Here is a 25,524-nt window from a genome sequence, read left to right as displayed (position 1 = left end):
CCCGCGTGCCCGAGGGTGACACCGTCTACCGATCCGCCCACAACCTCGCCGAGGCGCTGGACGGCGAGGTCCTGACCCGGTGCGACGTCCGCGTGCCGAAGTACGCGACGGTCGACCTCACCGGCGAGACGATCGACGAGGTCGTCCCCCGCGGCAAGCACCTGCTGATGCGGGTCGGCGACGCGCTGATCCACTCCCACCTCAAGATGGAGGGGAGCTGGCACCTCTACTCCCGCGGCGAGGGCGAGCGGCCGAAGTGGCACCGGCCGGCGTTCCAGGCCCGGATCGTCCTCGAGACCGAGGACTGGCAGGCGGTCGGCTTCGAGCTCGGGCTCCTCGAGATCGTCCCGCGCTCGGCCGAGGAGGACGTGGTCGGCTATCTCGGCCCCGATCTGCTCGGCGCCGACTGGGACGCGGACGAGGCGCTGCGACGCCTGTCCGCCGATCCGGAGCGGCCGATCGGGCTCGCGCTGCTCGACCAGCGGATCATGGCCGGACTCGGCAACGTCTACCGCGCCGAGCTGTGCTTCCTGCGCGGCGTGCTGCCCACGCGCCCGGTCGGCGGGAGCGGCGACCTCGTGCGCACCATCGCGCTCGCGAAGCGGCTCATCACCGTGAACCGCGAGCGGATCGAGCGCACGACGACCGGCAACCTGCGCCCGGGCCAGCAGCTCTGGGTCTACGGCCGCGACCGCAAGCCGTGCCGGCGCTGCGGCACTCCGATCGAGCGCGGTGAGCTCGGCGACGACGAGCTGCAGCTGCGGGTCACCTACTGGTGCCCGCACTGCCAGAGCTGAGGGGCTACTCCTCGACCGCGGAGCGGCGCCCGGGGACGTGCTTCTCGTGGACGCCGACGTCCGTCAGGCGCTCGATGCGGTCGACGTGGCGGCCTGGCTCGCCGCCGTCCGCGACGATCCAGCTGCCGACGAGGAGGAACCCGTCGCGGCCGCCGGCCGTCAGCGGGCCCGTGATCGTGAACGACCCGAGCGCCGGAGTCGAGAACGCCACGCGCACCGGATCCCCGTGCTCGAGTCCCTCGGCCGAGCGCTCCCCGCCGACCTCGTCGGCGTCCGGAGCCAGGGCGATGCTCTGGATCTCGGTCCCCGTGCCGAGGAAGACGTCCGCGACGACGAGCTCGCCGCCGACGGCCTGCCGGACGACCCCCTCGATCCCGTAGAGGCCGTAGCGCGGGGAGCGGACGAGGACGCGCACCGAGTCGCCGATCGCGACCTCGGCGAGAGCACCCCGGATCGAGGCGACGTCCCTCCGCGCGGGAGGGGCGGACAGGGCGTCGAGGATCGGGCTGGGCATCCGATCAGGGTAGCCGCTCCGGGAGCGCACCCGCCCGGCGGATCGGCGGCGGATCCCGGCGGGCTGAGGCGCCGGATCGCATCGGCCGCCGACGCCGCGCGCGAGCGGCGGAGCACCGGCCGGAAGGCTCCGGCACCGCGAGACCCCGGCACTGCGGCGACACCGGCACCGCCGGGAGACGCCGGTACTGCGGCAGGCACAGGCACCGCCGGGAACGACGAAGGCCCCGCCTGAGCGGGGCCTTCGGACGATGCGGAGTCGGTGGGATTTGAACCCACGGAACCCAATAAAGGGTTCTCCACCTTAGCAGGGTGGTGCACTCGACCGGACTATGCGACGACTCCCGAGCGCCCGCTGGCGGACGCACGACGACCATCATAACCGCACCCGCGAGGGCCTCGCGACACGGGCGCCCGCCCCTCCGCGGGAAGGCGAGAAGCCGCCTACTGGTCCGACAGGGGTCGGCCGATCGTGCAGGTCTCCTGCTGCGCGGTCTGCCCGGAGACGTCGCTCGGGAGGGTGACCGGCCCGTCGGGTGCGCTCGTCGCGGGGGCGTCGGTGGCCGGCGACTCCGTGGCCGCCGGAGCGTTGGTCGCCCCGGGCTCCTCCCCCGTCGACTGCGAGCCGCCGCCGGTGGTGCCGCTCAGCGCGATCGGCTGGTCGGCGAGGAGCGCCGCGTTCAGCGCCGCCGCCGCGTCCTCGCTGGGGTACACGCCGTTGCCGTCGATGAAGGTCGGGTACTGCACGAAGACCACGTTCGCGAGGTCGACGTCCTTCACCGCGAGGCCGATCGACACGAGGGTGTTCACGTTCTCGAGCGAGGTGGAGAGCTGCATGTTCGAGACGGCCGCCTTCGCGAGGCCGTAGAGGTTCACCGGGTTCGAGAGCGTCGACGCGCTCTTCACCTTGCGCACCAGCGATGAGAGGTACACCTGCTGGCTCGAGATGCGGGTGAGGTCGCTGCCGTCGCCGACGCCGTGCCGGGTGCGGAGGAACGCCAGCGCCTCGGCGCCGACGAGCGTGTGCGTGCCCGCGTCGAGGTTCAACCCCGTGTACTCGTCCTGGATCGGGGTGGCGACGCAGACGTCCACTCCGCCGACCGCGTTCGACATCTCGATGACGCCCTCGAACTGGATGAGCGCCGCGTAGGGGATCTCGAGCCCGGTCAGCTGCTCGACCGTCTGCACGGTGCACGCCAGCCCGCCGGCCTCGAGCGAGGTGTTGATCTTCGCCGAGTCCACCGCGTCCGAGACGGCGCCGGTGGCCGGGTCGGTGCAGGAGGGGATCGGGACGTAGAGGTCGCGGGGGAAGCTGACGACCTCCACGGTCGAGTGGTCGGCCGAGATGTGCATGAGCATCGTGACGTCGTTGAGGTTCTCGGCACGCTCGCCGTAGGCCCCGGCGGCCGATCCGTCGGCGCTGTCGCTGCCGGCGAGCAGGATGTTGACGCCGCCCTCGATCGCCCCGATCTCGGGCACGTCGCCTCCGCCCGAGTCGATCCCTAGGTCGACGGACGGACGCGCGCTCCCGGCGATCAGCGAGGCGGCGATCGCCACGATGCAGACCGCGCTGAGCACGCCGACGCCCACGCAGGCTGCGAGGATCCGCGCGGCGAAGCGCACGCCGCTCGGGCGGCGCAGGCGGCCGTGCCGTGCTGCTGTGGTCCGGGTGGACGCGCGTTCGCTCATCGGGTCGTACTCTCTCTCGGCTGCGGGACGCGTGTCGTCCCGGAGTCAGCGCGCGAGGTGGAGAGCACCCGTGGTGCCGCCCGCCCTCGGCTCAGCCGAAGAAGCCGACCGAGCAGGTCTGCTGGTCGGCGCTCTGGCCGGTGACCGATTCTGGCAGGGCAACCTTGGATCCGTCCTCGGGAGTCGCTGCAGGAGTGCCGGCTGCAGGAGTGCCGGGTGCCGCCTCGGCCGTCGCCAGCGGATCCGCGGTCGCCGGGCCCGACGGAGCGGCGGTGTCGGCCGGGGCCGCCGCCTCGCCCTCCACGGTCGCGCCGGCGCCCGTGCCGCCGGTGATGGCGATCGGCTGATCGGTCTGCAGGGCGCTCGCCAGGACGTCGCCCGCGGCGCGGTCCGGCTCCACTCCGCTCGGAGTCGCCCCGGTCGGGTACTGCGCGAAGACGACGTCCGCGAGGTCGACGTCCTTCAGCGCGAGTCCCATCTGGACCATCGTGTTCACGTTGTCGAGACCGGTCGAGAGCGTCATGTTGCCGAGCGCCGCCTTCGCGAGACCGTAGAGCGCGACCGGGTTGAGGAGGGTGTCCGCGCTCTTGATCCGGCGCACGAGCGCCGAGAGGAAGACCTGCTGGTTGCTGATGCGGGTCAGGTCGCTGCCGTCGCCGATGCCGTGGCGGCTGCGGAGGAACTGCAGCGCCGCCATGCCCTCGAGCGAGTGCACGCCCGGCTCGAGGTAGGTGTTCGTGTAGGGGTCCGCGATCTCGGTCGCGACGCAGACGTCGACTCCGCCGACCGCGTTCGACATCTCGATCACGCCGTTGAACTGCACGACCGCGCCGTAGTCGACCCGGACGCCCATGAGGTCCTCGACGACCCCTGCTACGCAGCCGAGGCTGACGTCGCTGCCCATCGCCTCGTTGATCTTGGTGTCGTACCGGGCGGGGATCGTCTCACCCGTGGCGGCGTTCACGCACTCCGGGATGTCGACGTACATGTCGCGGGGGAAGCTCACGACCGTCGCGTTGCTGTGGTCGGCCGAGACGTGCATCAGCATGTTGACGTCGTTGAGGACGCTCGTCTCCTCATCGGGGTCGCCGTAGGCGTCGCCCTGGCCCTTCCGCGAGTCGCTGCCGACGACGAGGACGTTGAAGCCGCCCTCCAGTGCGCCGATCTCCGGGGCGCCTCCGGCCTCGACGCTGGAGCCGGCCGCGCCCGGGTGCAGGTCGACCGAGGGCTGCACGGACTGGACGATCAGCGTCGCCGCGATCGCGACCACCGACACCGAGGCGACCACGCCGACACCGCCCACGAGGGCGGCTCCCTTCACCAGGGTCCGCGCGAGGGTGTGCCGGTTCTGGCGGCCGTGCCGCACGAAGGGGCGCGGCGTGCGCGGAGTGTCGCGAGTCTGTGTCGAAGGGCCCGTGCGGCGCATCCGTCTCCCGGTGTCGAGGCGTCAGTGGTGCGGAGGTGAGGGCCGGGCGTCGATCCCGGGCGTCGCGCAATCCTATACAGAGGGCTGGCGCGTTCCGAAGGAGAGCGGGCAGGCCTCCGTCGTCGCGCGCCAGGACGTGCGTCGGAAGTCGCCGGCGAGAAGCGACGCGAAGAACGGGACTCCGTGGCGGACGGCGTGGCGGAGGGCGTGGGATTCGAACCCACGAGACGTTTCCGCCCACCAGTTTTCAAGACTGGCTCCATCGGCCGCTCGGACAGCCCTCCCGGCCGCTCCCGCAGGAGCGACACCCGATAGTAACCGCCGAGCGCGCGGGACCGTGATCAGCGCAGCGCCGAGAGCGCGACCGCCACGCCGTCCTGGTGGACCGAGGGGATCACGGCGGAGGCCACGGCCCGCACCTCGTCGGGCGCCTGCCCCATCGCGAGCCCTGCGCCCTCGGCGGCGGCCCAGGTGAGCATCTCGATGTCGTTGCGGCCGTCGCCCAGCGCGACCACGTCGCTCCGCTCGATGCCCAGCTCCTCGCGGACGACCTCGAGCGCGGTGGACTTGTTGACGCCGTGCGGGGCGATGTCGAGCCAGGCGGTCCAGCCGATCGCGTAGCTGACCTGGTGCAGGCCCATCTCCTCGACCAGAGAGGTGAACTCCTCGATCCCGGTCTCGGGCGAGATCACGACGACGCGGGTGCACAGCCGGCCGAGCAGCTCCTCGAAGGGGACGTGGGTCGTCTCGGCACCCATCACGGCACCGCCCGGGAACGCCTCGGTGTAGAAGAAGGCGCCGTCCGCGTCCTCGACGGCGTAGTGCGCGTCGGGGAGGGAGCGGCGGATGGTCTCGAGGACCTCCGTCGGGTCGAAGGTCTCGACCGTCTCGGGGACGTACGCACCGGACGCGTCGCGGCGGAGCGTGACCGCTCCGTTGCAGCAGATCACGTACTCGGGCGAGATCCCGAGGCGCTCGACGACCGGCAGGGTGGAGGAGGGCGAGCGCCCGGTGGCGAGCATCACCTCGTCGCCCTGGGCGGCCACGCGGGTGATCGCGTCCGTCACCGCGCGGGTGATGGTGCCGTCCTCGTGCATGACGGTGCCGTCGATGTCGAGGGCGACGAGGCGGCGGCCGGAGGCGCGGGCCGCGCTCATGCGACGGGCTCGAGCACCTCGAGGCCGCCGAGGTGGGGCCGCAGCGCCTCGGGGACGAGCACCGAGCCGTCCGCCCGCTGGTGGGTCTCGAGGAGGGCGACGATCCAGCGGGTGGTCGCGAGCGTGCCGTTGAGGGTTGCGACCGGAGCCGTCCTCCCCGACTCGGTGCGGTAGCGGGTGTCGAGGCGGCGGGCCTGGAACGTGGTGCAGTTCGAGGTCGAGGTCAGCTCGCGGTAGGTCTCCTGCGTGGGGACCCACGCCTCCACGTCGAACTTGCGCGCCGCGCTCTGGCCGAGGTCGCCGGCCGCCGTGTCGATGACGCGGTAGTGCAGGCCGAGGCTCTGCAGGACGTCCTCCTGGTACGAGAGGAGGCGCGCGTGCTCCGCCTCGGCGTCCTCGGGGAGGGTGTAGACGAACATCTCGAGCTTGCTGAACTGGTGCACGCGGATGATGCCGCGGGTGTCCCGTCCGCCCGAGCCCGCCTCGCGGCGGTAGCAGGTGCTCCAGCCCGCGTAGCGCTTCGCGCCGCCGGAGAGGTCGAGGATCTCGTCGGCGTGGTAGCCGGCGAGGGCGACCTCGCTGGTGCCGGTGAGGTAGAGGTCGTCGTCGCGGAGGCGGTACACCTCGTCGTCGTGCTCGCCGAGGAAGCCGGTGCCGTCCATGATCTCGGGGCGCACGAGGGTCGGCGTGATCAGCGGGGTGAAGCCGGCGGCGAGCGCCTTCTCGAGGCCCAGGTTCATCAGCGCGATCTCGAGGCGGGCGACCAGGCCCTTGAGGAAGTAGAAGCGCGCGCCGCTGACCTTCGCGCCGCGCTGCATGTCGATGCCGTCCAGCAGCTCGCCGAGCTCGAGGTGGTCGCGCGGGGCGAAGTCGAAGACGGGGCGCTCGCCGACCGTCCTGACGAGCTCGAACGACTCCTCGCCGCCCGCGGGGACGCCCTCGATGATCGGGTTGGCGATGCGCTTCACCAGCACGGTGAAGGCGTCGTCGGCCTCGGACGCCTCCTGCTGGGCCTGCTTGGCGGCGGCGGCGAGGCGCTGGGCCTCGGCGACGAGGGCCGCCTTCTCGTCCTTCGGAGCCTTGGCGACGGTCTTGCCGAAGGCGTTCTGCTCGGCCCGGAGCCGCTCCGCCTCGGTGATCGCCGCACGGCGCACGCGGTCGGCCTCGAGCGCCTCGTCGACCAGCTCGACGGAGTCGCCGCGCGCCTCCTGCGAGCGCTTCAGGACGTCCGGGTTCTCGCGCAGAAGTACGGGATCAATCACCCCAGCAGTGTAGAGGAGGGCCGGGACGGGCCGCCGCCCGCGCGTACCCCCGGGGCCGGCTGAGCATCGGCCGCGAGGAGGCATCCGATCGCGCGGACGGCTGCGAATCTGAGTCATCCCCCGAGAACGTCCCCCCGCGTTCGACACCCCTGCTCCCCTGAAGGCTCTTCCATGCACGCCACCCCCCTCATCGACGCGACCCCCGGCGTCGTCCTCGAGCGCGACGGCTCCGGCGCCCGGATCACCCTCAACCGCCCCGACGCCCTCAACGCGATCGATCTCGGCACCGCGCGACTGCTGCTGAGCACCGTCGCCGACCTCGACGCCGACGCCGGCTGCTCCGTCATCGTGATCGCCGCGGCCGGCCGCGCGTTCTGCACGGGCGGCGACATCTCGGCGATCATGGGGTCCGAGAACCCGGACCACTACCTGCGCGACGTCGCGACCACGACCGCCCAGGTGATCCGCCTGCTCGAGGACAGCCGCGCCGTCGTCGTCTGCGCGATCGACGGCATGGTCGCCGGCGCCGGCATCGCCTTCGCTCTGGCCGCCGACATCGTGATAGCGACTCCCGCCGCCCTCTTCCTCAGCGCGTACGGCGACGTCGGGCTCGTCCCGGACGTCGGAGTCACCGCCGCGCTCCCCCGCGTCGTCGGCCGCCGCCGCGCCCTGGACTTCGTGCTGTCGGGCCGCCCGGTCCGCGCGGCCGAGGCGCTGGAGTGGCAGCTCGTGACCGAGGTCGTGCCGCGCGCCGACCTCGCCGGCCGCGTCGACGAGCGCGTGCGCGCCCTGGCGGCGAAGCCGGCGCACGTCGCGTCCGCCGCCCGCCGCCTCCTGCGCACCGACCCGCTCGACCGCGCCGAGCGCATCGTCGAGGAGACGGACACCCTGGTCGAGTTCCTGGCGGTCCCCGCCACGCGCACGCTCCTGGACGCCGAGCACGAGCGCCAGGCCCGCCGCGCCGCCCGGGCGACCGCCTCGCTCTGACCCGGGGCGAGCGTCCGCGACGACGCTCCGGCCCGGGCCGGGCGGACGTCCGCCCGACGGCCCGCGGATCGGCCGGGCGTTCTCCTCCGATCTCGGCTACGGTGGTCCCCGCGAAGGGGAGTAGTTCCCACCGTCCGCCGAGCGGACGACGAGGCGCGTCGACATGCTGGTCCGGGACGATCCGGGCCCGGCGCTCCACCCCGGCTCCGGCCGGGGCGAACGAGACCTTCGGTCAGTCGACGCACGTCCTGACCGGTCCTCTCGCGCGGGTCGGCGGACCTGAGCCAGGAGATCGCATGGCGACCACCGCCCCCACCCCCAGTCCCGCACAGGTGCGCCGCTGGCGCCGCTACCTCGCCGACGAGCTCGCCGAGGCCTCCGTGTACCGCGACCTCGCCGGCCGCCGCTCCGGCGAGGAGCGGGAGATCCTGCTCGCGCTCGCCGTGGCCGAGGGACGCCACGAGGAGCACTGGCGCGAGCTGCTCGGCTCCGCGGCGGAGCCCGCGCCCCGCCCGGACCTCCGCACGCGCTTCCTCGGCTTCCTCACCCGCCGTTTCGGCTCCGTGTTCGTCCTCGCCCTGATCCAGCGCGCCGAGGCCCGCTCCCCCTACGCCGACGACGACGACGCCACCGAGGCGATGGCCGCCGACGAGCGGATCCACGGCGAGGTCGTCCGCGGGCTCGCCGAGCGCGGTCGCAACCGCCTCTCCGGGACGTTCCGCGCGGCGGTCTTCGGAGCGAACGACGGCCTGGTCTCGAACCTCGCCCTCGTGCTCGGAGTGGGAGCGAGCGGAGTCGGGACGGGCGTCGTCCTGTTCACGGGCATCGCGGGCCTGCTCGCCGGCGCCCTCTCGATGGGCGCGGGCGAGTTCGTCTCGGTGCGCTCGCAGCGCGAGCTGCTCTCGGCCTCCAGCCCGGACCTCGACGCGAACCGCATCGTCCCCGATCTGGACGTCGACGCGAACGAGCTCGCCCTGGTCTACCGCGCTCGCGGGATGACCCAGGAGCAGGCCGACGCGCGTGCCGCCTCCGTCTTCACGGGCCTGCGCGGCGGCGCCGTCACCTCCCCCATCACGCTGGGCGGTCCCGCAGGAGACCCCGACGTCGACGAGCACGAGTCGATCGGCACGGGCATGGGCGCGGCGCTGTCGAGCTTCTGCTTCTTCGCCTCGGGCGCGATCATCCCGGTGCTGCCCTACCTGCTCGGCCTGACGGGGCTCGCCGCGGTGGTCGTCGCCTGCGTGCTCGTGGGCATCGCCCTGCTCGCCACCGGCGCGGTCGTCGGGCTGCTCTCAGGCGCCCCGCCGCTGGCCCGGGCGCTGCGCCAGCTCGGGATCGGCTACGGCGCGGCCCTGGTGACCTACCTCCTCGGCCTGCTCTTCGGCGCGTCCGGAGTCTGAGCCTCGGCCTCGAGGAGCTGCGCGGACTCGCGCGGCTCCTCGGCGCGGGGCCGCACGACGACGCCGCGCCACCGCAGCGCGGCCACTCCGACCGCCAGCAGCAGCGACGCCGGCAGGCAGCCCAGCAGGGGGATGCAGGAGTAGTAGAGGAGTTGCCGCTGGATCCACGCGGGCGAGGGCACGTCGGAGTCGCCGTAGTAGGGCGGAGGCGGCGAGGAGTAGCCGGTGTAGAGGAGCGCGAGGCCGATCAGGGTCCCCGCGAGGCCGGCGAGCAGGAGCACGAGGAGCCACGGGTTCCGCAGCAGGGGCGCCTCGCGCACGGGCTCGGCGGGAGCAGCGGGAGCGGGGTCGGCGGCCGGCTCCGGCAGGGGTGCGGGCGCGGTCTCGGCGCCGAGGCGGTGCGACCGCCGGCCCTCGGCGGCTCCGGCGATGTCGGGCAGGGCCATGATGCGGCGCGGTCCGGGCACGGACGAGGAGCCGGGGCGGACCACGCGCGACTCCGGGGGCGCGGGACGAGCGGCGGCTCCGGACGTGGCGGCGGGAGCGCCGGGGGCGGCACCCGTGCCGGGCCTGGCGAACGCCCGCTCGTCGCCTCTCAGACGCTCCACCGGTCCCGAGAACCCGCGCTGGAAGGCCGGGTCGTAGCGCGGGTCGACCCGTTCGTCGTCGTCAGTCATCGTCGCGACCCGTCATCGTCGTCCCCGGTCATCGTCGACCTCCGGCTCGTGGGAGAGGATCCCGCGCAGCCAGTCGCGGGCCTCGAGGAACACCTCGTCGTCGTAGCGTCGCACGGAGGTGACCGGGCGGCGGTCAGCGCGCGGATACGAGCCGAGGAAGATCACCTTCGGGCTGAAGCGCCGCAGCCCCATCAGCGCGTCGGCGACCCGCTCGTCCTGGACGTGCCCGTCGAGGTCGATGACGAACCGGTACCGGCCGAGGGCATCGCCGATCGGCCGCGACTGGATCATGCTCAGGTTCACCCCGCGGGTCGCGAACTGCTCGAGCATGTCGAGCAGGGCGCCCGGCTGGTCGGCCGGGAGCTCGGCGATCACGCTGGTCTTGTCGGCGCCGGTCGGCTCGGGCAGCGCGTGCGAGCGCGAGACGTGCACGAAGCGCGTGACGGCGTTCGGGTTGTCGCCGATCCGCTCCGCCAGCACCACGACGTCGTGGTGGGCGACGATCCCGGGAGGGGCGATGGCCGCGTCCGCGGGCGATCCGCCCAGCAGGTCGACGGTGGCCTGGACGTTGCTGGAGGCGGGCAGGTGCTCGTGGCTGGGGATCTCGCGGTCGAGCCACACCCGGCACTGTCCGTAAGCCACGGGGTGCGCGGCGACGGTGCGCACCTCCTCGAGGCTCGTCCCCGGGCGGCCGACCAGGATGAACGACACCGGCACCAGGTACTCGCCGACGATGCGCAGCCCCGGGATCCGCGCCAGCGCGTCCTGCGCGGCCGTCACTCCGCCCTCGACCGAGTTCTCGATCGCGATCACCGCGCCGTCGCTGCGTCCGGTGACCAGATCGCTCAGCGCCTCCCCCACGTTCGCGACGCTGCGCCACAGCTGTCCGCGCGCCTCCGGGACCTGCGCGAGGGCCGCCTCCGTGAACGTGCCGCTGGGCCCGAGATAGCTGTAGGCACGGGTCTCGGGGGCGCTGTCGGGCATGGCGCAAGCCTAGCCAGCCGCGGTACCCCTGGAGGGGGCCGGACTGCCACTATGGACCGCATGACCGATCGCGCAGGGAAGCCGGCACAGGCCTCCGATCTCATCGACGTCGAGGCCCTCGTGAGGGCGTACTACGAGAAGAAGCCGGACGTCTCCGACCCGGCTCAGAAGGTGGTGTTCGGCACCTCGGGCCACCGCGGATCCTCGTTCGACACGGCCTTCAACGAGGACCACATCGCCGCCGTCACCCAGGCGATCGTCGAGTACCGGACGGAGCAGGGCATCACCGGCCCGCTGTTCATCGGCGCCGACACGCACGGGCTCTCCCGCCCGGCCCTCACCACCGCCCTCGAGGTCCTGGTGGGCAACCAGGTCCGCGTGCTCGTGGACGAGTTCGACGACTTCGTGCCGACCCCGGCGCTCAGCCACGCGATCCTCCGCTACAACAACGACCCCGCGCACACCGACCGGGCCGACGGCATCGTGGTCACCCCCTCGCACAACCCGCCCCGCGACGGCGGCTTCAAGTACAACCCGCCGCACGGCGGCCCCGCCGACTCCGACGCGACGACCTGGATCGCCGACCGGGCCAACGAGCTCATCGCCGACGGCAACCGCGGCGTGACCTCGGCCGAGCCCTCCGCGGTCGAGACCTACGACTACCGCACGCACTACGTCGCGGACCTGGCGAACATCATCGACCTCGACGCGATCCGGAAGGCCGGCGTGCGGATCGGGGCCGACCCACTCGGCGGCGCCTCCGTGCACTACTGGCAGCTGATCTCCGAGATGCACGGCCTCGACCTGACCGTGGTGAACGGGGAGGTCGACCCGGCCTGGGGCTTCATGACCCTCGACTGGGACGGCAAGATCCGGATGGACCCGTCCTCCCCCAGCGCGATGGCCTCGGTGGTCGCGCGCGCCGGCGACTTCGACATCCTCACCGGCAACGACGCCGACGCGGACCGGCACGGCATCGTCACCCCCGACGGCGGGCTGATGAACCCCAACCACTACCTGGCCGTCGCGATCGACTACCTCTACCGCCACCGCACCGGCTGGCGCGATGACGCGGCGATCGGCAAGACGCTGGTCTCCTCCTCGATCATCGACCGGGTCGCGGAGTCGCTGGGCCGGCGCCTCTGGGAGGTCCCGGTGGGCTTCAAGTGGTTCGTCCCCGGGCTGGTCGACGGCTCGGTCGGCTTCGGCGGCGAGGAGTCCGCGGGCGCCTCGTTCCTCCGCTTCGACGGCACCGTCTGGACCACCGACAAGGACGGCATCCTCCTCGCGCTGCTCGCCTCCGAGATCGTGGCGGTCACCGGGAAGAGCCCGTCGGCGCTCTACCGCGAGCTGACCGAGCGCTTCGGCGACCCGGTCTACGAGCGCGTGGACGCGGTGGCGACGAAGGCGCAGAAGGCGGCCCTCGGCAAGCTGGACGGCGACGCGATCGCGGCGACGACCCTCGCCGGGTCCGAGATCACCGCGAAGCTCTCGAAGGCGCCCGGCAACGGCGCGGCCGTCGGAGGCGTCAAGGTCGTCACCGAGGACGCCTGGTTCGCCGCGCGCCCCTCCGGCACCGAGGACGTCTACAAGATCTACGCCGAGAGCTTCCGCGGCCTCGACCACCTGCACGAGGTCCAGGCCGAGGCGCGCACGATCGTGGACGCGGCGCTGAACTCCTAGGCGCTGCGCTCAGTCGCCCGAGAAGGCTCGTTCTCGGAGTGGAGAACGAGCCTTCTCGGGAGACTGAGCGGCGGTGAGGAAAGGGCCGGCTACCAGCGCGGGTGGACGGTGGGGCGGAAGTGGGTGTCGTAGAGGGCGTTCACGGCCTCCATGAAGGCGGGGCCGAGGGGCGCGGCGGAGGCGGCGGCCGCGTTGGCGCGGGCCTGCTCGGGCGAGCGGGCGCCGGGGATCACCGAGGTGACGCCCTCCTGCTGGATGATCCAGGCGAGCGCGGCCGCCGCGGGGGCGAGGCCGTGGTCGTCGGCGAGGCGGGAGAACTCCTGCGCGGCCTCCACGCCGGTCGCGAAGTCGACGCCCGAGAAGGTCTCGCCGACGTCGAAGGCGGAGCCGTCGCGGTTGTAGCTGCGGTGGTCCTCCGGCGCGAACACGGTCTCGGTCGTGTAGCGGCCGCTGAGCAGGCCCGAGGCGAGCGGGACGCGCGCGAGGATGCCGACGCCGGCCTCGCGGGCGGCGGGCAGCACCTCGTCGAGCGGCTTGAGGCGGAACGCGTTCAGGATGATCTGGACGCTCGCGACGTTCGGGCGGGCGATCGCGGTCAGCGCCTCCTCCGTGCGCTCGACCGAGACGCCGTAGGCGGCGATCGCGCCCTCGGCGACGAGGGTGTCGAGGGCGTCGTAGACGGCGTCCTCGGAGTAGACGGAGGTGGGCGGGCAGTGCAGCTGCACCAGATCGAGGGTGTCGACGCCGAGGTTGGCGCGCGAGCGGTCGGTCCAGGCGCGGAAGTTGTCGAGCACGTAGTTGGCGGGGATCTGCTCCGCGCGACGGCCCATCTTGGTGGCGACGAAGACCTGCGCGTCGGGGTGCGCCGCGCGGTAGGCGCCGATCGTCCGCTCGCTGCGGCCGTCGCCGTAGACGTCGGCGGTGTCGAAGAGGGTCACCCCCGACTCCACTGCGGCGTCGAGCACGGCGAGGGCGTCGGTCTCGGCGACGTCCCCCCAGTCGGCACCGAGCTGCCAGGTTCCGAGGCCGACGACGGAGACGGGGGCGCCGGTGCGTCCGAGGATTCGAGTTTCCATGCCTCCACCGTAGGTGCGGCCGAGCCCGCGGCGGACCCCCTTGCGCGTGCTCTAACGTCGAGGGCATGCCCCTCCTCGTGCTCGGAAGCGCCAACCTCGACCACGTCCACCGGGTCGCCCGCATCCCCGCCCCCGGAGAGACGGTGCTCGCCCTCGACGCGAGCACCTTCCCGGGCGGCAAGGGCCTCAACCAGGCCGTCGCGGCCGCACGGACCGAGCCCGGCACCGTCTTCGTCACGAGCCTCGGACGCGACTCGGCAGGAGACCGGCTCGCCGCGGTCCTCGGCGAGGAGCCGCTGGAGCTGCGCGCCCGCCGCGGCGACGTCCGCACCGGCACCGCGCAGATCACCGTGGACGAGCGCGGGGAGAACGCGATCGTCGTCGACTCCGGGGCGAACGCCGCCCTGGTCGGGTTGACCGCCGAGGAGTCGGCCCTTGTGGCGGCGGCCGACGCCCTGCTCCTCCAGCTCGAGATCCCGACAGCGACGGTGACGGAGGCGGCCCGCGCCGCGCGCGCCGGCGGCACGGTGTCGATCCTGAACGCCGCCCCGATCGGCCTGCTGCCGGAGGAGCTCCTCGCGGTGCTCGACGTGCTGATCGTCAACGAGCACGAGGCCCGCGAGCTCGCCGCCGATCGCGGCATCACCGCCGCCGACGACGACGCGCTCGCCGCTGCCCTCACCGCGCTGGTGCCGCTCGTGCTGGTCACCCTCGGCTCCGACGGCGTCGTCGTGGCGGTCCGCGACCGCGAGTCGGTGCGCACCCCGGCCTTCCGGGTGGAGGCCGTGGACACCACCGGCGCCGGCGACACCTTCTGCGGCGCCTTCTCGGCCCGGCTCGCCGCCACGGAAGCACGGCTCGACGATCCGGAGCAGCTGGTCGCCCTCACCCGCTGGGCGAGCGCGGCCGCGGCGATCTCGGTCACCCGCGCCGGAGCGGCGGTGTCCGCGCCGACGGCGGCCGAGACGGACGCGTTCCTCGCCGAGCGCGCCTGAGCGGGAAGCTCTTCGGGGAGGCTCGCCTGAGCGGGAAGCTCCTCAGGGAGGACGGAGCGGACACCGACCCCGGCGGCCCGCAGCACCGTCGCTCCGGTCGGCACGGTGCACTCCGGAGAAGCACGAGAGCGCTCGGCCCGGCTCCGCTCCTCGCGGCGGGGCGTCCAGTCCTGCGGACAGCCGCGCCCGCTCCCCGATCCGGCTAGTCGATCGCGGCGACCCGCACGGTCACCCGCGGCCGCAGCTCCGGATGCACCCGGACGCACCACTCGCGCACCGCGGCTCCGATCGCGCGCGCCACGTCCGGCGCGGACGCCTCCGCGGTCACGCAGAGGTCGACGGCCACGGACACCTCGTCCCCCGCGACGCGGACCAGGACCGGATCGGCGAACGTGCCGCCGCTCGCGGTGCCCAGCGGCTCGACCACGATCCCGGTCGCGCTCAGCGCCGTCGCCGCGTGCGCGAGCACGTCGCGCACCTCGGGCCTGGCCGGCATCAGGGTCGCGACACCGTCCAGGGCGCGCAGCTCCGCAGCGAGCGCGGACACCGGATCGACCGGGGCCGCCGCCTCGAGGCCGCTCACGACTCCTCCGTCCCGGGGACGTAGACGTCCTCCACGCGGACGTCGATCCTCGACACCCGCAGCTCGGTCTGGGTCAGCAGCCGCGAGTGCACGCGCTCGCGCACCTGCTGGGCCGCCTCGGCGATCGGCACCCCCCAGAAGACCGAGATCGTCAGCTCCACCACGACCTCCGCGCCCGGCTCGGCGATGTCGCCGACCAGGCGGCAGCGGCCGACCAGCACGCCGGCGACGCTGTCGCCCGCCTCGCGCACGAGTCCGCGGACCGCTCCCTCGGTGATCGTGAGCGCCACGTCGGGCTGGACGCTCGCCAGTGGGATGTCGCGTCCGGCCCGCGACTCGCGGCGCACCTGGGTGAGGATCGAGCCGAACCAGCTCTCCTCCGGCGCGGGCAGGCGCGCGGCGTCGTCGTCGATGAGCGCGCCGGAGAGGGCGCGCACGCGCTCGAGGGCGCGCAGAGTGCGCCGGTGCTCCGGCGACTCCTCGATGGCGGGGTCGTACGGCGTGCGCCCGCGGTCGAGGTAGTCGCTCAGCTCGTCGATGCCGATGCCGTCGCCCTCCTGCTCCGTCGCGTCCGCCTCCTGCTCGAGCGCGGGCGGCAGCACGACGTCGTGCTCCCCCGCGCGCTCCGGCCCGTCGCCGGGACCCTGGTCCGCGTTCATCGCGTCTGCTCCCTCATCGCCAGTCCTCCATCGCCACGACCAGCGACTCGCGCGCGCGGGCGAGCTTGCCCCGCACGGCGGTCACCGTGAGACCGAGGTGATCGGCGATCTCGTTGTACGACTCCCCGCCGACCTCGCGCAGCACCCAGCACTGCCGCTGCGACTCCGGCAGCTCGGACAGGGCGTGCGCGAGAGCCCGCATGGCGTCGCTCTGCTCGGCGGCCTCGAACGGGCCGGGCTCTCGGGCCGGGGGATGCTCCACGGCGTCGACGTCGTCGGTCGGGCGGCGCTGGCGCAGCAGGTCGACGCTGGAACGGCTGACGATCCGCATCATCCAGCTGCGCACGCTCGCCGGCTCCTTGAGCTGCGGGAGCTGCGCCCAGACCGTGATCAGCGCGTTCTGCACGGCGTCGGAGGCGTCGGCCTGCGAGCCGGTGAGGCGCCAGGCGTAGGCGCGGAGGATCGACTGGTGCCGCTTGACGAGCACCTCGAAGGCGCGCACGTCGCCCTCGGCGGAGCGCTCGGCGAGCAGCGCGTCGCTCGCCGCTTCCAGTCCGGGCACGGCGCCTCCTCCCTCTCCGCTCACGCGGCCTCGGGCCGCCTCTCAGGTGACGCTCAGGAAAAAGTCCGCCGAGCACCGTGACGAACGCCGTCCGGGCTCCGTCTCACTCATGAAAGCACAGCCCGACCGGATTTCCGCCGGGCCTTCGACCCCGGTCTGCTCAGCAACGGCAGCCGATGAGACGTCCAGGAGACCTCATGAGCGACACCACGCGCACCCCCTCCACCACCCGCGTCGACAAGACCTCCGTCGACACGGTCACGACCCTCGGCGGCTCGCGGACCTCCGGCACCGCTCAGGGCACCACGGTCATCGACGACAGCGTCGTGGCCAAGGTCGCCGGCATCGCGGCCCGTCAGGTGCCCGGCGTCTTCGCCCTGGGCAACAACGCCGCCCGTGCCTTCGGTGCGATCCGCCAGGCCGTCGGCGGCGCCGACCACGCCCAGGGCGTGAGCGTCGAGGTCGGCGAGACCCAGGTCGCGGCCGACGTGACCATCGTCGTCGAGTACCCCGTGCCGATGCAGAAGGTCGCCGACTCCGTCCGCGCCGCCGTCTCCGAGGCCATCACCGAGCTCGTCGGCATGGCCGTCTCCGAGATCAACGTCGCCGTCGTCGACGTGCACATCCCCGGCGACGACAAGGACGACGAGGCCACCGAGAGCCGCGTCCGATGAGCGACTTCCAGCGCCCCGCGCCCACCGCCCCCGGCGGCCGCAGCACCGTCCTCGGTGTCGTGGTCGGCGCGATCCTCGCCTTCGCGGCCCTGATGTTCGGATTCTGGGGCTTCGTCCTCACCGCCCTCTTCATGGCCCTCGGCGTCGTGATCGCCCGCATCGCCGACGGCACCCTCGACGTGCGCAGCCTCGTGGACGTGTTCCGCGGCCGCACCACCTCCCGCTAGGAGCCCACCGTGACCGCTCTCGACACGCGTCCCGCATCGCCGGTGGCGGGCACCGTCACCATCACCGTCCGCTCCATCGAGCGCGCCGCCGTGGCGATCGTCCACGAGGAGCTGGGCGTGGAGGTCTCCGCGATCCGCGTCCGCCTCTCCGATGACCGGGGCGGCCTCGCCCTCGCGGTGACCGCGCCGGTCGTCGTCGAGCCGGGCACCGCCCCGGCCGGCGGCTCCCTGCTCGAGCGCCTGCACGGCGATCGCACCCGCATCGCCTCCCGCATGGAGGCGCTGACCGGGCGCACCGTCAGCCGGATCGACATCCGGGTCACGGGCACCCGCACCCGAAGCACGAGGAGAGTCGCATGAGCCCCGCACCGTCGGCGCCCGACACCCACTACAGCCGCTACCTTCGTCGCGAGACCCACAAGTCCCGCTCCGCCGCGCAGATCGTCGTCCTGGTGCTCATCGCCCTGGTCGCGGCCTATGTCGGCACGGAGGCGGTGCTCGCGATCCTCGGCGCCGCGCCCCTGCTCGCCGCACCGTCCGCCCTGCTGGGCGCGATCGTCGGAGTCGCGTCGCTGGCGAACCCCGCCCTCATCGGCGTGGCCGTCGGCGCGGGCGTCCTCGCCCTGGTCCTGCTGGTGCTCGCACTGGCGCCCGGGGCCCGGGCCCGCCACACCGTGGACGACGACCGCCTCGCCGTGGTCGTGGACGACGGCGTGATCGCCTCCTCCCTGGCCCGCGCAGCCCGCACGGCCGCCCACTCCCGCCGCGAGGACACCCGCGCCTCGCTCGGGCGGCGCACCGCACTGGTCGAGGTGACCCCCGCCTCCGGCATCGCGGTCGACCGCGACGCCGTGCAGAGCGCCGTCGACGAGGAGCTCGCCCGCATCGGCGCGAAGCCCGCCCCGCGCTCCACCGTCCGCGTCTCGACCTCCGGGAGGATCTGATGACCACGAGCAACCGCTTCGTCAACCGGCTCGTCCTGCTCGTCGTGGGCCTCGTGCTCGCGCTGGTCAGCGCCGGAGCCGTCCTGATCGCCGTCTCGCAGCCGGTCCGCGACTCCGTCCTCTCCTTCGCCGACGGCGAGGGCGCGGCCCTGGTCTCGCGCCTCTCCCCCGAGGAGGGCACCGCCTGGAGCGATGCCGCCGTCCTGTGGCCGCTCTACGCCGTCGTCGGGATCTGCCTCCTCGGCATCGTCCTCGCGCTGGTGATGGCCTTCGCCCACGGTCACGGCCGCACCGGCACCGTCCTCCGCGACGAGGCCGAGGGCGCGCCCGCCGGAGGGATCGAGATCGCGACCGGCTTCGCGGAGGACGTCCTCGAGACGGCTCTCGCCGGGCGGACGGAGCTCCTCGACGTCACGGTCGCGGCCTACCGCCACGGCTCCGAGACGGCGCTGAAGGTGCGCGTCCTCCCCCGCGGCGGCGTCTCGCCCCGCACCGTGGTCGACGCCGTGCACCAGGAGGTCGACGCGCTCGACGCCCTGCTGGGCGCCCGCCTGCCGGTCCTGCTCGAGGTCGCCTCGAGCGCCCGGGCCGGCTTCTCCAAGGAGGACCGGGTCGCCTGACCCCGGTCCCGCAGCTTCCCCGGCACCCGCCGGCGGATGGTCACACCGAACAGAAGGAGCCCCTCATGGGTGCAGACGACAAGATCCGCAACGCAGCCGAGAACCTGGTCGGCAAGGCCAAGGAGGCCGTCGGCAAGCTGACGGACAACGAGCGCCTCGAGGCCGAGGGCCAGGCCGACCAGACCAAGGCCCACACCAAGAAGGTCGGCGAGGACGTCAAGGACGTCTTCAAGAAGTGATCTGACCGGAACCTCGACGGGGCCGTCACCGCATCAGCGGTGGCGGCCCCGTCGTCGTGCATGGGGCGGGTGCGTCGAGCGTCAGACGCCCCAGAACATGATCCGGCCGGCGGAGGCCGCGTCGATGCTCTGGTCGTGGTTGTCGGCGGTGTGCGAGGAGTAGAGGATCCTGTCGCCGTCGACGCTGGTCACGACGCCCGTGTGGTCCCAGTCGCCCGAGCCGTCCCAGTCGAACTGGACGATGTCGCCCGGCTTCACCCGGCTCCGCTCGGAGTCGGGGATCGCGGTCGCGCGCTCGGGGTGCGCGGCGAGGTAGGCGTTGAACGCTGTCGACGACGCCCAGGCGGAGCTGTACCCGCCGGAGGAGGAGTAGCTCCATTCGCCGTCCATCTCCCAGCCGCGGGCGATCAGCGACTGCGAGGTGAAGTTGACGCAGTCGTTGCCCGAGATCACGCCGTACTGGGCCGAGTTGTAGTCGTTCCAGTAGGTGGAGAGGTAGTCGAGCTGCGAGGCCAGGCGGCTCGCGTCCAGCGCGGCCTGGGCCTTCGCGGCCTCGATCGCCGGGTCGGGCGTGTAGGCGAAGGTGATCGCCGAGGCGACGACCTTCGTGCTGGCGAGCACGCCGGTCGCGGCGGGGCTGGGAGTGGCGGCCGCGGTCGGCGCGGCGAGGTCGGTCGAGGCCTCGGCCGTCGTGCCCTCTGCGGCGCCCGACGTGTCGACGGCCGGCTGCACCGCGTCGGCCGGGGTCCCGTCGACGGTGACCGCCGCGGCGGAGTCGGTGACCGCGTCGAACGTGATGGCCTGACCGTCGGCGTCGAAGAAGGCGACCGGGACCTCGCCCGCTGCCTCTCCGTCGGCCGGAGGGGCGGTGACCGTGATCTGGTCGGGGTTGTCGACCGCGACGCTGCCCTCGGCCTCGCCGAAGCGGACGGTGGCGACCGAGTCCAGGTTCGATCCCTCGAGCGTCACGCTCGTGCCGCCGGCGACGGTGCCGGAGGTGGTGGAGACGGAGCTGAGGACGACCCGGGCGGAGGCGGTGGTCGCGGGGAGCACGGCGACGCTGGTCGAGGTCGGAGCAGCGGAGGGCGTCGCGGTGGCCGACTCGGCCGAGGAGCCGGTGCCGACGGTGAGGCTCAGGCTCGACGCGACGGCCACGACGACGAGCCCGCCGGAGACGGCGAGCGCCAGCGTGCGCGGGGACGGGCGGAAGAAGGAGGCCCCGCGGCGGGCAGGGTGGAGCGGGTGGAGCGAGGGGGCACAGAGAGGTCTCACGGGTCGGCGGCTCGGCGGGGGACCGGGCTCGGGAGCAGGGGAAGCGGCTATGTCACCAGGCGGGGGTGGGAGATCCGTCAGACGGGCCTCCGAAAGCGCTCCGAATAACAGTACGGTAACGAGCGGCGCGTGTCACGCCCGATCGTGTCCGTCTGTGATCGCTAGACCGCCTAGGAAGTGGTCCCCGGTGCGTAATCGGGCGCATCCGGAAGGCCGAAGGCGCGCTCGAGCGTCTCGATGCCGGAGTCGTGCAGGTACCCGGAGAGCTGGGTCCCGACGTACCGCAGGTGGTACGGCTCCGACTCGTACCCCGTGATCGGAGTGGCGTCGGGCTTGTAGCGCACGAGGAAGCCGAAGCGATGGGCGTTGGCGCCGACCCACTGCCCCTCCGGAGTGTCGCCCCAGCAGATCTCGAGCGCGCACGCGCCCGACGCTCCCACCACGTCGACCGCCCAGCCGGTCTGGTGCTCGCTGTGCCCCGGGCGCGCACTCGTCGCATCCGCTCCCGCCTGCCCGCGCGAGGACACCCAGCCCGCGTAGACGCTGACCTGGGTGTCGTAGGAGCGGTAGGCGCTCTGCACCGCCAGCGAGAGGCCGGCCTCGGAGCGGGCGGCGGCGAAGAGCGGGACGAGGGCGTCCGCGGTCGCCTGGCGCATCGGCTGCCGGTTGACGTAGGGCACGTCGGGGAAGGTCAGGTCGGCGGGGACGTAGTCGACCGGCGCGAGCGTCCGCAGCTTGTTGACGACGACCCAGGTGCTCGCCGGGTCGTCGACGGACTGCGCGGTGAGGTCGATCCCGGGGGCGGTGGGAGTGGGTGTGGGAGTCGGAGTGGCGGTCGGCTCCGCTGTGGGCGCCGAAGTGGTCGCGGCGGCGGAGGGCGACGGAGCGGGCGGCGCCGTCGAGGGGGTCGGCGAGGGCGCCGGCGCTCCGTTCCCGATGGCGGCTCCGACCCCCAGCGCGGTCAGGCCCGCCGCGGCGGCCACACCCCCGATGACCAGGGCTCGGCGGCGGACGGGGCGCCCATCGGTCGGCTCGTTCTCGTTCGACGTCATCCTCCGAGCCTAGACAGACCCGTTCCTGCGCATCTGCTGAAGCACCGGCGATCGGTTCTGTCCACCCGTGCCCCTCCACGCGGGTCGCGCATATCCTCTAAGGATTCACATAAGCAGACCCCCTAGCTTGAGTGACAGCCACGACTCCGTGTGCGACCGCCCCCTCGGCCGCACGGCCCCCCACGGAGCCGTCGATGGAAGGACCCCATGCTCCGACCCCTCACCGCACCCTCCGTCCCTCTCGCCGCCCTCGCTCGGACGCTCGAGATCGGCGACGAGGGCGGCCTGACGGCCGAGATCAGCGGAGTGACGCTGATCGCCTCCGACGTCGAGCCCGGCGACCTCTTCGTCGCCCTGCCCGGGGTCAACCGCCACGGGGCCGAGTTCGTCGAGCAGGCCGTGGCCCGCGGCGCCTCCGCCGTGCTGACCGACACCGCGGGCGCCGATGCCGCGCGCGCGACGGGTCTGCCCGTCCTCGTGGTCGACGACCCCCGCTCCCGCCTGGGCGCCGTCGCCGCCGCCGTCTACGGGACGGCCGAGCGCTCCCCCGTGCTGCTCGGCGTGACCGGCACCAACGGCAAGACGTCGACCGTCCACATGCTCGAGGGGATCCTCCGCCAGCTCGGCGTCGTGCCCGGCCTCAGCTCGACCGCGGAGCGTCACATCGGCGACACCTCGGTGACCAGCGGCCTGACCACCCCGGAGGCGACGGAGCTGCACGCGCTCGTCGCCCGCATGGAGGAGGAGGGCGTCGGCGCGGCCGCGATCGAGGTCAGCGCCCAGGCGCTCACCCGCCACCGCGTCGACGGCGTGGTCTTCGACGTCGCCGGCTTCACGAACCTCAGCCACGACCACCTCGACGACTACGGCGACATGGACACCTACTTCGGCGAGAAGGCCCAGCTGTTCCAGCCCGATCGCGCGCGCCGGGCCGTCGTCTCGCTCGACTCCCCCGCGGGCGCGCGCCTCGTCGAGGTCGCCGGCGTGCCGGTCACCACGATCACCTCCCTCCCGGGCGTCGACGCCGACTGGACCGTGACGGTGCTCGAGCAGGAGTTCGGCCGCACCCGCTTCCGGATCGGCAACCGCGAGGGCCGTGCCATCACGACCTCCGTCCCGATCATCGGCACCCACATGGCCGCCAACGCCGGTCTGGCGATCGTGATGCTGATCGAGTCCGGTCGGCCGATCGGCGAGATCCGCGCCGCGCTGCACCGCGACGGCGGAGTGGACGCCTCCCTCCCCGGCCGCACCGAGCGCGTCTCCGGCAACCGCGGCCCCACGGTGTACGTCGACTTCGGACACAGCGCCGACGCCTTCGCCCGCACCCTGGAGGCCGTCCGCGAGGTCACTCCCGGCCGCGTGGTCATGGTGTTCGGCGCCGACGGCGACCGGGACGCGCTCAAGCGCCCGGCGATGGCCGAAGCCGCCGTCCTGGGCAGCGACGTGCTGATCGTCACCGACCACCACCCGCGCTTCGAGGACCCGGCCTCGATCCGGCGCACCCTCGTCGAGGCCGCCCGCGCCGCACGTCCGGACGCCGAGATCCACGAGGTCGACGACCCCAAGCGCGCCATCCGCGTCGCCGTGTCCCTGGCGCACGAGGGCGACGCCATCCTCTGGGCCGGCCCCGGGCACCAGAACTACCGCGACATCCTCGGCGTGCGCACGCCGTACTCGGCCCGAGCCGAGGCCCGCGCAGCGCTCCGCGAGGCCGGCTGGGCGGACGAGGCGGTCCCCGCTCCGGCCTGAGGCACGGCCCCGGCACGGCGGCCCTGAGATCCCGTTCAGGCTCGCCGGACGCTCTGTCGCGCTCTCCGCACGCGGTGTAACTTTGCGCAGCACGCAACGTTTGCGGCGGATCGCCGTGCCTGGACGCGTCCGCCAGACAAGGGGACCACCGTGGCCGACTCCGCCTCCGCTCCATCCGCTCCGACCTCGACGCCGTCCGGCGCCGTGATGTCGCACCGGCAGATCCTGTTCGTCATCTTCGGCCTGATGGCGGGGATGTTCCTCTCCTCGCTCGACCAGACCATCGTCGGCACCTCGATGCGCACCATCGCGGACGACCTCGACGGCCTCTCGCAGCAGGCGTGGGTGACCACCGCCTACCTGATCGTCTCGACGATCGCGACGCCGATCTACGGCAAGCTCTCCGACATCTTCGGACGCCGCCCGCTCTACCTGATCGCGATCGTGCTGTTCCTGATCGGCTCGACGCTCGCCGGCTTCTCGACCTCGATGCTCGGCCTCGCGGGCTTCCGCGCCGTGCAGGGCCTCGGCGCCGGCGGACTCATGTCGCTCGCGCTCACGGTGATGGGCGACATCCTGCCCCCGCGCGAGCGCGCCAAGTACCAGGGCTACTTCCTGGCCGTCTTCGGGATCTCCAGCGTCGTCGGACCGCTCATCGGCGGCCTGCTCGCCGGCACCCCCGAGATCCTCTTCATCACCGGCTGGCGCTGGGTCTTCCTGATCAACCTCCCGATCGGCGCCGTCGCGCTCTTCATCGTCGTGCGGTTCCTCCACCTGCCCAAGCCCGCCGGCAAGCGCTCGGTGCGGATCGACTGGTGGGGCGCCTCCCTCGTCGTCATCGCCGCGGGACCGCTGCTGCTGATCGCCGAGCAGGGCCGCGAGTGGGGCTGGGGCTCGCCGATAGCGTGGGTCTGCTACATCGTCGGCGCGCTGGGCGTCATCGGCTTCATCGCGGCCGAGCGGATGATGGGCGACGACGCGCTCATCCCCCTCAAGCTCTTCCGCTCGCCGACCTTCTCGATGGCGACCGTGCTGGGCGTCCTCGTCGGCTTCGGCATGTTCGGCGGCATGATGGCGATCCCGCTGTACCTGCAGCTGGTGAACGGCGCCACGCCGACCGAGTCCGGCTTCCTGATGCTGCCGATGATCCTCGGCCTGATGATCGCCTCGATCGTCTCGGGTCAGATCATCTCGCGCACGGGCCGCTACCGCGCCTTCCCGATCGTCGGCACGTTCCTGATGTCGGCCGCGTTCTTCTACTTCACCTTCGTGACGATCGACAAGCCGGTGATCTTCATGATGGGCGGGATGCTGATGCTGGGCCTCGGGCTCGGGCAGATGATGCAGACCCTCACCCTGGCCTCGCAGAACTCGGTCGACGTGGCGAACATGGGAGTCGCGACCAGCGCCTCCACGTTCTTCCGCCAGATCGGCGGCACCCTGGGCACCGCCGTGATCTTCTCGGTGCTGTTCAGCCGGATCCCCGACACCATCGCCGCGGCCTTCAAGAACCCGGCGCTCGCGGCGGATCTGCAGCGGGCCGCCACCGACCCCGCCGTCGCCGCGGACCCGGCCAACGCCGGGATCCTGAAGCTGCTGCAGTCGCAGGACACCGCCGCGATCGGCTCCGCGCTCGACGGGGACACGTCGTTCCTGAACACCGCGGACCGCGCCCTGTCGGCCCCGTTCCTGACCGGGTTCAACGACGCGACCGTGACCGTGTTCCAGGTCGCGCTGGGCGTGGTCCTGCTGGCCTTCGTGCTCTCGTGGTTCCTCAAGACCCCGCCGCTGCGGGCGAAGTCAGCCATGCAGGAGGCGCACGACCTCGCGGCCGAGGACAGCGCGGAGGAGCTGCGCCGCACGGACCCGCAGCTGGCCGCGCGCGCCGGGGCCGACCTGGCCGCGGGCAGCATCGAGCCGGACGTCCGGACGGACTCGATCCGCACCGCTCCTCCCCGCGACGGGCACGGCGCCCACCGGGCCTGATCGGGAAGCGCCGGCCGACCGCGTCCTGCGCTCCGCTGCTCTCCTCCGAGGCGCCGCCTCCGCCGGCCGGACACCGCCCTCACCGCGGTGTCCGGCCGGGGAGGCGGCGCCTCGCGGTCGTCCGGGGTGCGGTGTCCCGCGTTCCGGGGCGAGAGAGCGCTCCACCGGGGCTCTAGGATGGTCGGACCGCTGCCGAAGGAGTCCGCAATGAGCGCCAGCTCCTTCATCAGCCGCACGTCCGCGGGCATCCGGTGGTAGTGGTCCACCGCGACCTCGGGGGTGTCGCCCTTCGCGACCGCTCCGGGGAC

26 protein-coding genes and 2 tRNA genes are annotated in these 25,524 nt (G+C 73.1%); 13 read left to right on the top strand and 15 right to left on the bottom strand.

All coding sequences use genetic code 11. From position 1 onward, the window contains the following. Positions 1-5 precede the first annotated feature (5 nt). Complete coding sequence (locus C5C54_RS12370) at positions 6-797, top strand: DNA-formamidopyrimidine glycosylase family protein (RefSeq protein WP_104263215.1); 792 nt, start codon at positions 6-8, stop codon at positions 795-797. A gap of 4 nt (positions 798-801) precedes the next feature. Here C5C54_RS12370 and C5C54_RS12365 read toward each other — a convergent pair whose 3' ends face one another. The 7 genes from C5C54_RS12365 to serS form a co-directional block, all read right to left on the bottom strand. Next, entirely contained in the window at positions 802-1,311 is a 510-nt protein-coding gene (locus tag C5C54_RS12365) for a hypothetical protein (protein WP_104233937.1), read from the bottom strand. A gap of 253 nt (positions 1,312-1,564) precedes the next feature. Then, a tRNA-Ser gene (locus C5C54_RS12360) sits at positions 1,565-1,655 on the bottom strand. 99 nt (positions 1,656-1,754) lie between these two features. Further along, complete coding sequence (locus tag C5C54_RS12355) at positions 1,755-2,999, bottom strand: LCP family protein (RefSeq protein ID WP_104288461.1); 1,245 nt, start codon at positions 2,997-2,999, stop codon at positions 1,755-1,757. Between the two features lie 91 nt (positions 3,000-3,090). Beyond that, the gene (locus C5C54_RS12350; protein WP_258063320.1) at positions 3,091-4,320 is read right to left on the bottom strand and encodes an LCP family protein; all 1,230 of its coding nucleotides are present in this window, start codon (positions 4,318-4,320) and stop codon (positions 3,091-3,093) included. A 301-nt stretch (positions 4,321-4,621) separates the two neighbouring features. After that, positions 4,622-4,709, bottom strand: a tRNA-Ser gene (locus C5C54_RS12345). Positions 4,710-4,766: 57 nt separating this feature from the next. Then, on the bottom strand, positions 4,767-5,582 hold the full coding sequence (locus C5C54_RS12340; protein ID WP_104247582.1) for an HAD family hydrolase: 816 nt from the start codon (positions 5,580-5,582) through the stop codon (positions 4,767-4,769). Continuing rightward, positions 5,579-6,844: a serine--tRNA ligase gene (gene serS / locus C5C54_RS12335; RefSeq protein WP_104233941.1), complete on the bottom strand. Its 1,266-nt coding sequence runs from the start codon at positions 6,842-6,844 to the stop codon at positions 5,579-5,581. The genes C5C54_RS12340 and serS overlap by 4 nt, the downstream gene beginning before the upstream one ends. Positions 6,845-7,015: 171 nt before the next feature. Here serS and C5C54_RS12330 point away from each other — a divergent pair, with 171 nt between their 5' ends. Both C5C54_RS12330 and C5C54_RS12325 read left to right on the top strand, forming a co-directional pair. After that, a complete protein-coding gene (locus C5C54_RS12330) occupies positions 7,016-7,831 on the top strand; it encodes an enoyl-CoA hydratase/isomerase family protein (RefSeq protein ID WP_104247581.1) in 816 nt (271 codons plus the stop codon). A 296-nt stretch (positions 7,832-8,127) separates the two neighbouring features. Continuing rightward, positions 8,128-9,231: a VIT1/CCC1 family protein gene (locus tag C5C54_RS12325; protein ID WP_104224963.1), complete on the top strand. Its 1,104-nt coding sequence runs from the start codon at positions 8,128-8,130 to the stop codon at positions 9,229-9,231. Here the strand turns inward: C5C54_RS12325 and C5C54_RS12320 are convergent. Then, complete coding sequence (locus C5C54_RS12320) at positions 9,192-9,908, bottom strand: hypothetical protein (RefSeq protein WP_104288459.1); 717 nt, start codon at positions 9,906-9,908, stop codon at positions 9,192-9,194. The two genes, C5C54_RS12325 and C5C54_RS12320, sit on opposite strands and share 40 nt — an antisense overlap. A gap of 12 nt (positions 9,909-9,920) precedes the next feature. Continuing rightward, positions 9,921-10,892 carry a prephenate dehydratase gene (pheA, locus tag C5C54_RS12315; protein ID WP_104226780.1) on the bottom strand — a complete coding sequence of 324 codons (972 nt, stop codon included), beginning with the start codon at positions 10,890-10,892 and terminating at the stop codon, positions 9,921-9,923. A 60-nt stretch (positions 10,893-10,952) separates the two neighbouring features. Here pheA and pgm point away from each other — a divergent pair, with 60 nt between their 5' ends. Further along, positions 10,953-12,575, top strand: a complete 1,623-nt coding sequence (pgm, locus tag C5C54_RS12310; protein ID WP_104288471.1) for a phosphoglucomutase (alpha-D-glucose-1,6-bisphosphate-dependent) — start codon at positions 10,953-10,955, stop codon at positions 12,573-12,575. An 89-nt stretch (positions 12,576-12,664) separates the two neighbouring features. On the opposite strand, the gene C5C54_RS12305 is transcribed toward pgm, so the two are convergent. Further along, positions 12,665-13,651 (bottom strand): aldo/keto reductase, encoded by a 987-nt coding sequence (locus tag C5C54_RS12305; protein ID WP_104288458.1) that lies wholly within the window; start codon positions 13,649-13,651, stop codon positions 12,665-12,667. Positions 13,652-13,716: 65 nt separating this feature from the next. Between C5C54_RS12305 and C5C54_RS12300 the strand changes: the two genes are divergently transcribed. Continuing rightward, positions 13,717-14,646 (top strand): ribokinase, encoded by a 930-nt coding sequence (locus C5C54_RS12300; protein ID WP_104288457.1) that lies wholly within the window; start codon positions 13,717-13,719, stop codon positions 14,644-14,646. Between the two features lie 202 nt (positions 14,647-14,848). On the opposite strand, the gene C5C54_RS12295 is transcribed toward C5C54_RS12300, so the two are convergent. Genes C5C54_RS12295 through C5C54_RS12285 form a run of 3 tightly spaced genes read right to left on the bottom strand, consistent with a single transcriptional unit; the run spans position 14,849 to position 16,450 of the window. After that, the gene (locus C5C54_RS12295; protein WP_104224958.1) at positions 14,849-15,229 is read right to left on the bottom strand and encodes a hypothetical protein; all 381 of its coding nucleotides are present in this window, start codon (positions 15,227-15,229) and stop codon (positions 14,849-14,851) included. Beyond that, positions 15,226-15,888, bottom strand: a complete 663-nt coding sequence (locus C5C54_RS12290; protein ID WP_104233947.1) for an Asp23/Gls24 family envelope stress response protein — start codon at positions 15,886-15,888, stop codon at positions 15,226-15,228. Before C5C54_RS12290 ends, C5C54_RS12295 begins: the two co-directional genes overlap by 4 nt. 13 nt (positions 15,889-15,901) lie before the next feature. After that, a complete protein-coding gene (locus C5C54_RS12285; protein WP_104224956.1) occupies positions 15,902-16,450 on the bottom strand; it encodes an RNA polymerase sigma factor in 549 nt (182 codons plus the stop codon). Positions 16,451-16,647: 197 nt separating this feature from the next. Between C5C54_RS12285 and C5C54_RS12280 the strand changes: the two genes are divergently transcribed. The 6 genes from C5C54_RS12280 (at position 16,648) to C5C54_RS12255 (ending at position 19,154) form a co-directional block, all read left to right on the top strand. Continuing rightward, a complete protein-coding gene (locus C5C54_RS12280) occupies positions 16,648-17,124 on the top strand; it encodes an Asp23/Gls24 family envelope stress response protein (protein WP_104224955.1) in 477 nt (158 codons plus the stop codon). Continuing rightward, positions 17,121-17,351, top strand: a complete 231-nt coding sequence (locus C5C54_RS12275; RefSeq protein WP_104224954.1) for a DUF2273 domain-containing protein — start codon at positions 17,121-17,123, stop codon at positions 17,349-17,351. Before C5C54_RS12280 ends, C5C54_RS12275 begins: the two co-directional genes overlap by 4 nt. 9 nt (positions 17,352-17,360) lie before the next feature. After that, complete coding sequence (locus tag C5C54_RS12270) at positions 17,361-17,711, top strand: hypothetical protein (RefSeq protein WP_104224953.1); 351 nt, start codon at positions 17,361-17,363, stop codon at positions 17,709-17,711. Next, positions 17,708-18,295 (top strand): DUF6286 domain-containing protein, encoded by a 588-nt coding sequence (locus C5C54_RS12265; RefSeq protein WP_104288456.1) that lies wholly within the window; start codon positions 17,708-17,710, stop codon positions 18,293-18,295. Before C5C54_RS12270 ends, C5C54_RS12265 begins: the two co-directional genes overlap by 4 nt. After that, positions 18,295-18,915 (top strand): hypothetical protein, encoded by a 621-nt coding sequence (locus C5C54_RS12260; protein ID WP_104224951.1) that lies wholly within the window; start codon positions 18,295-18,297, stop codon positions 18,913-18,915. The genes C5C54_RS12265 and C5C54_RS12260 overlap by 1 nt, the downstream gene beginning before the upstream one ends. A gap of 65 nt (positions 18,916-18,980) precedes the next feature. Further along, positions 18,981-19,154 (top strand): CsbD family protein, encoded by a 174-nt coding sequence (locus C5C54_RS12255; RefSeq protein ID WP_104226788.1) that lies wholly within the window; start codon positions 18,981-18,983, stop codon positions 19,152-19,154. An 81-nt stretch (positions 19,155-19,235) separates the two neighbouring features. Here the strand turns inward: C5C54_RS12255 and C5C54_RS12250 are convergent, their stop codons facing one another. Together C5C54_RS12250 and C5C54_RS12245 are read right to left on the bottom strand one after the other, a co-directional pair. Next, positions 19,236-20,426: an amidase domain-containing protein gene (locus C5C54_RS12250; protein WP_104288455.1), complete on the bottom strand. Its 1,191-nt coding sequence runs from the start codon at positions 20,424-20,426 to the stop codon at positions 19,236-19,238. Positions 20,427-20,596: 170 nt separating this feature from the next. Next, entirely contained in the window at positions 20,597-21,478 is an 882-nt protein-coding gene (locus C5C54_RS12245; protein ID WP_104288454.1) for a D-alanyl-D-alanine carboxypeptidase family protein, read from the bottom strand. A gap of 207 nt (positions 21,479-21,685) precedes the next feature. Here C5C54_RS12245 and C5C54_RS12240 point away from each other — a divergent pair, with 207 nt between their 5' ends. Together C5C54_RS12240 and C5C54_RS12235 are read left to right on the top strand one after the other, a co-directional pair. Continuing rightward, positions 21,686-23,230, top strand: a complete 1,545-nt coding sequence (locus C5C54_RS12240) for a Mur ligase family protein (protein ID WP_104288453.1) — start codon at positions 21,686-21,688, stop codon at positions 23,228-23,230. Between the two features lie 207 nt (positions 23,231-23,437). Next, on the top strand, positions 23,438-25,216 hold the full coding sequence (locus C5C54_RS12235) for an MDR family MFS transporter (RefSeq protein WP_104226227.1): 1,779 nt from the start codon (positions 23,438-23,440) through the stop codon (positions 25,214-25,216). The last annotated feature ends 308 nt before the right edge of the window (positions 25,217-25,524 follow it).

This window comes from Rathayibacter sp. AY1F2 (genome assembly GCF_002930885.1).
GTDB lineage: Bacteria > Actinomycetota > Actinomycetes > Actinomycetales > Microbacteriaceae > Rathayibacter.
Note: the sequence above shows the minus strand (reverse complement) of the source record. Positions and strands in the feature narration are given on the sequence as shown.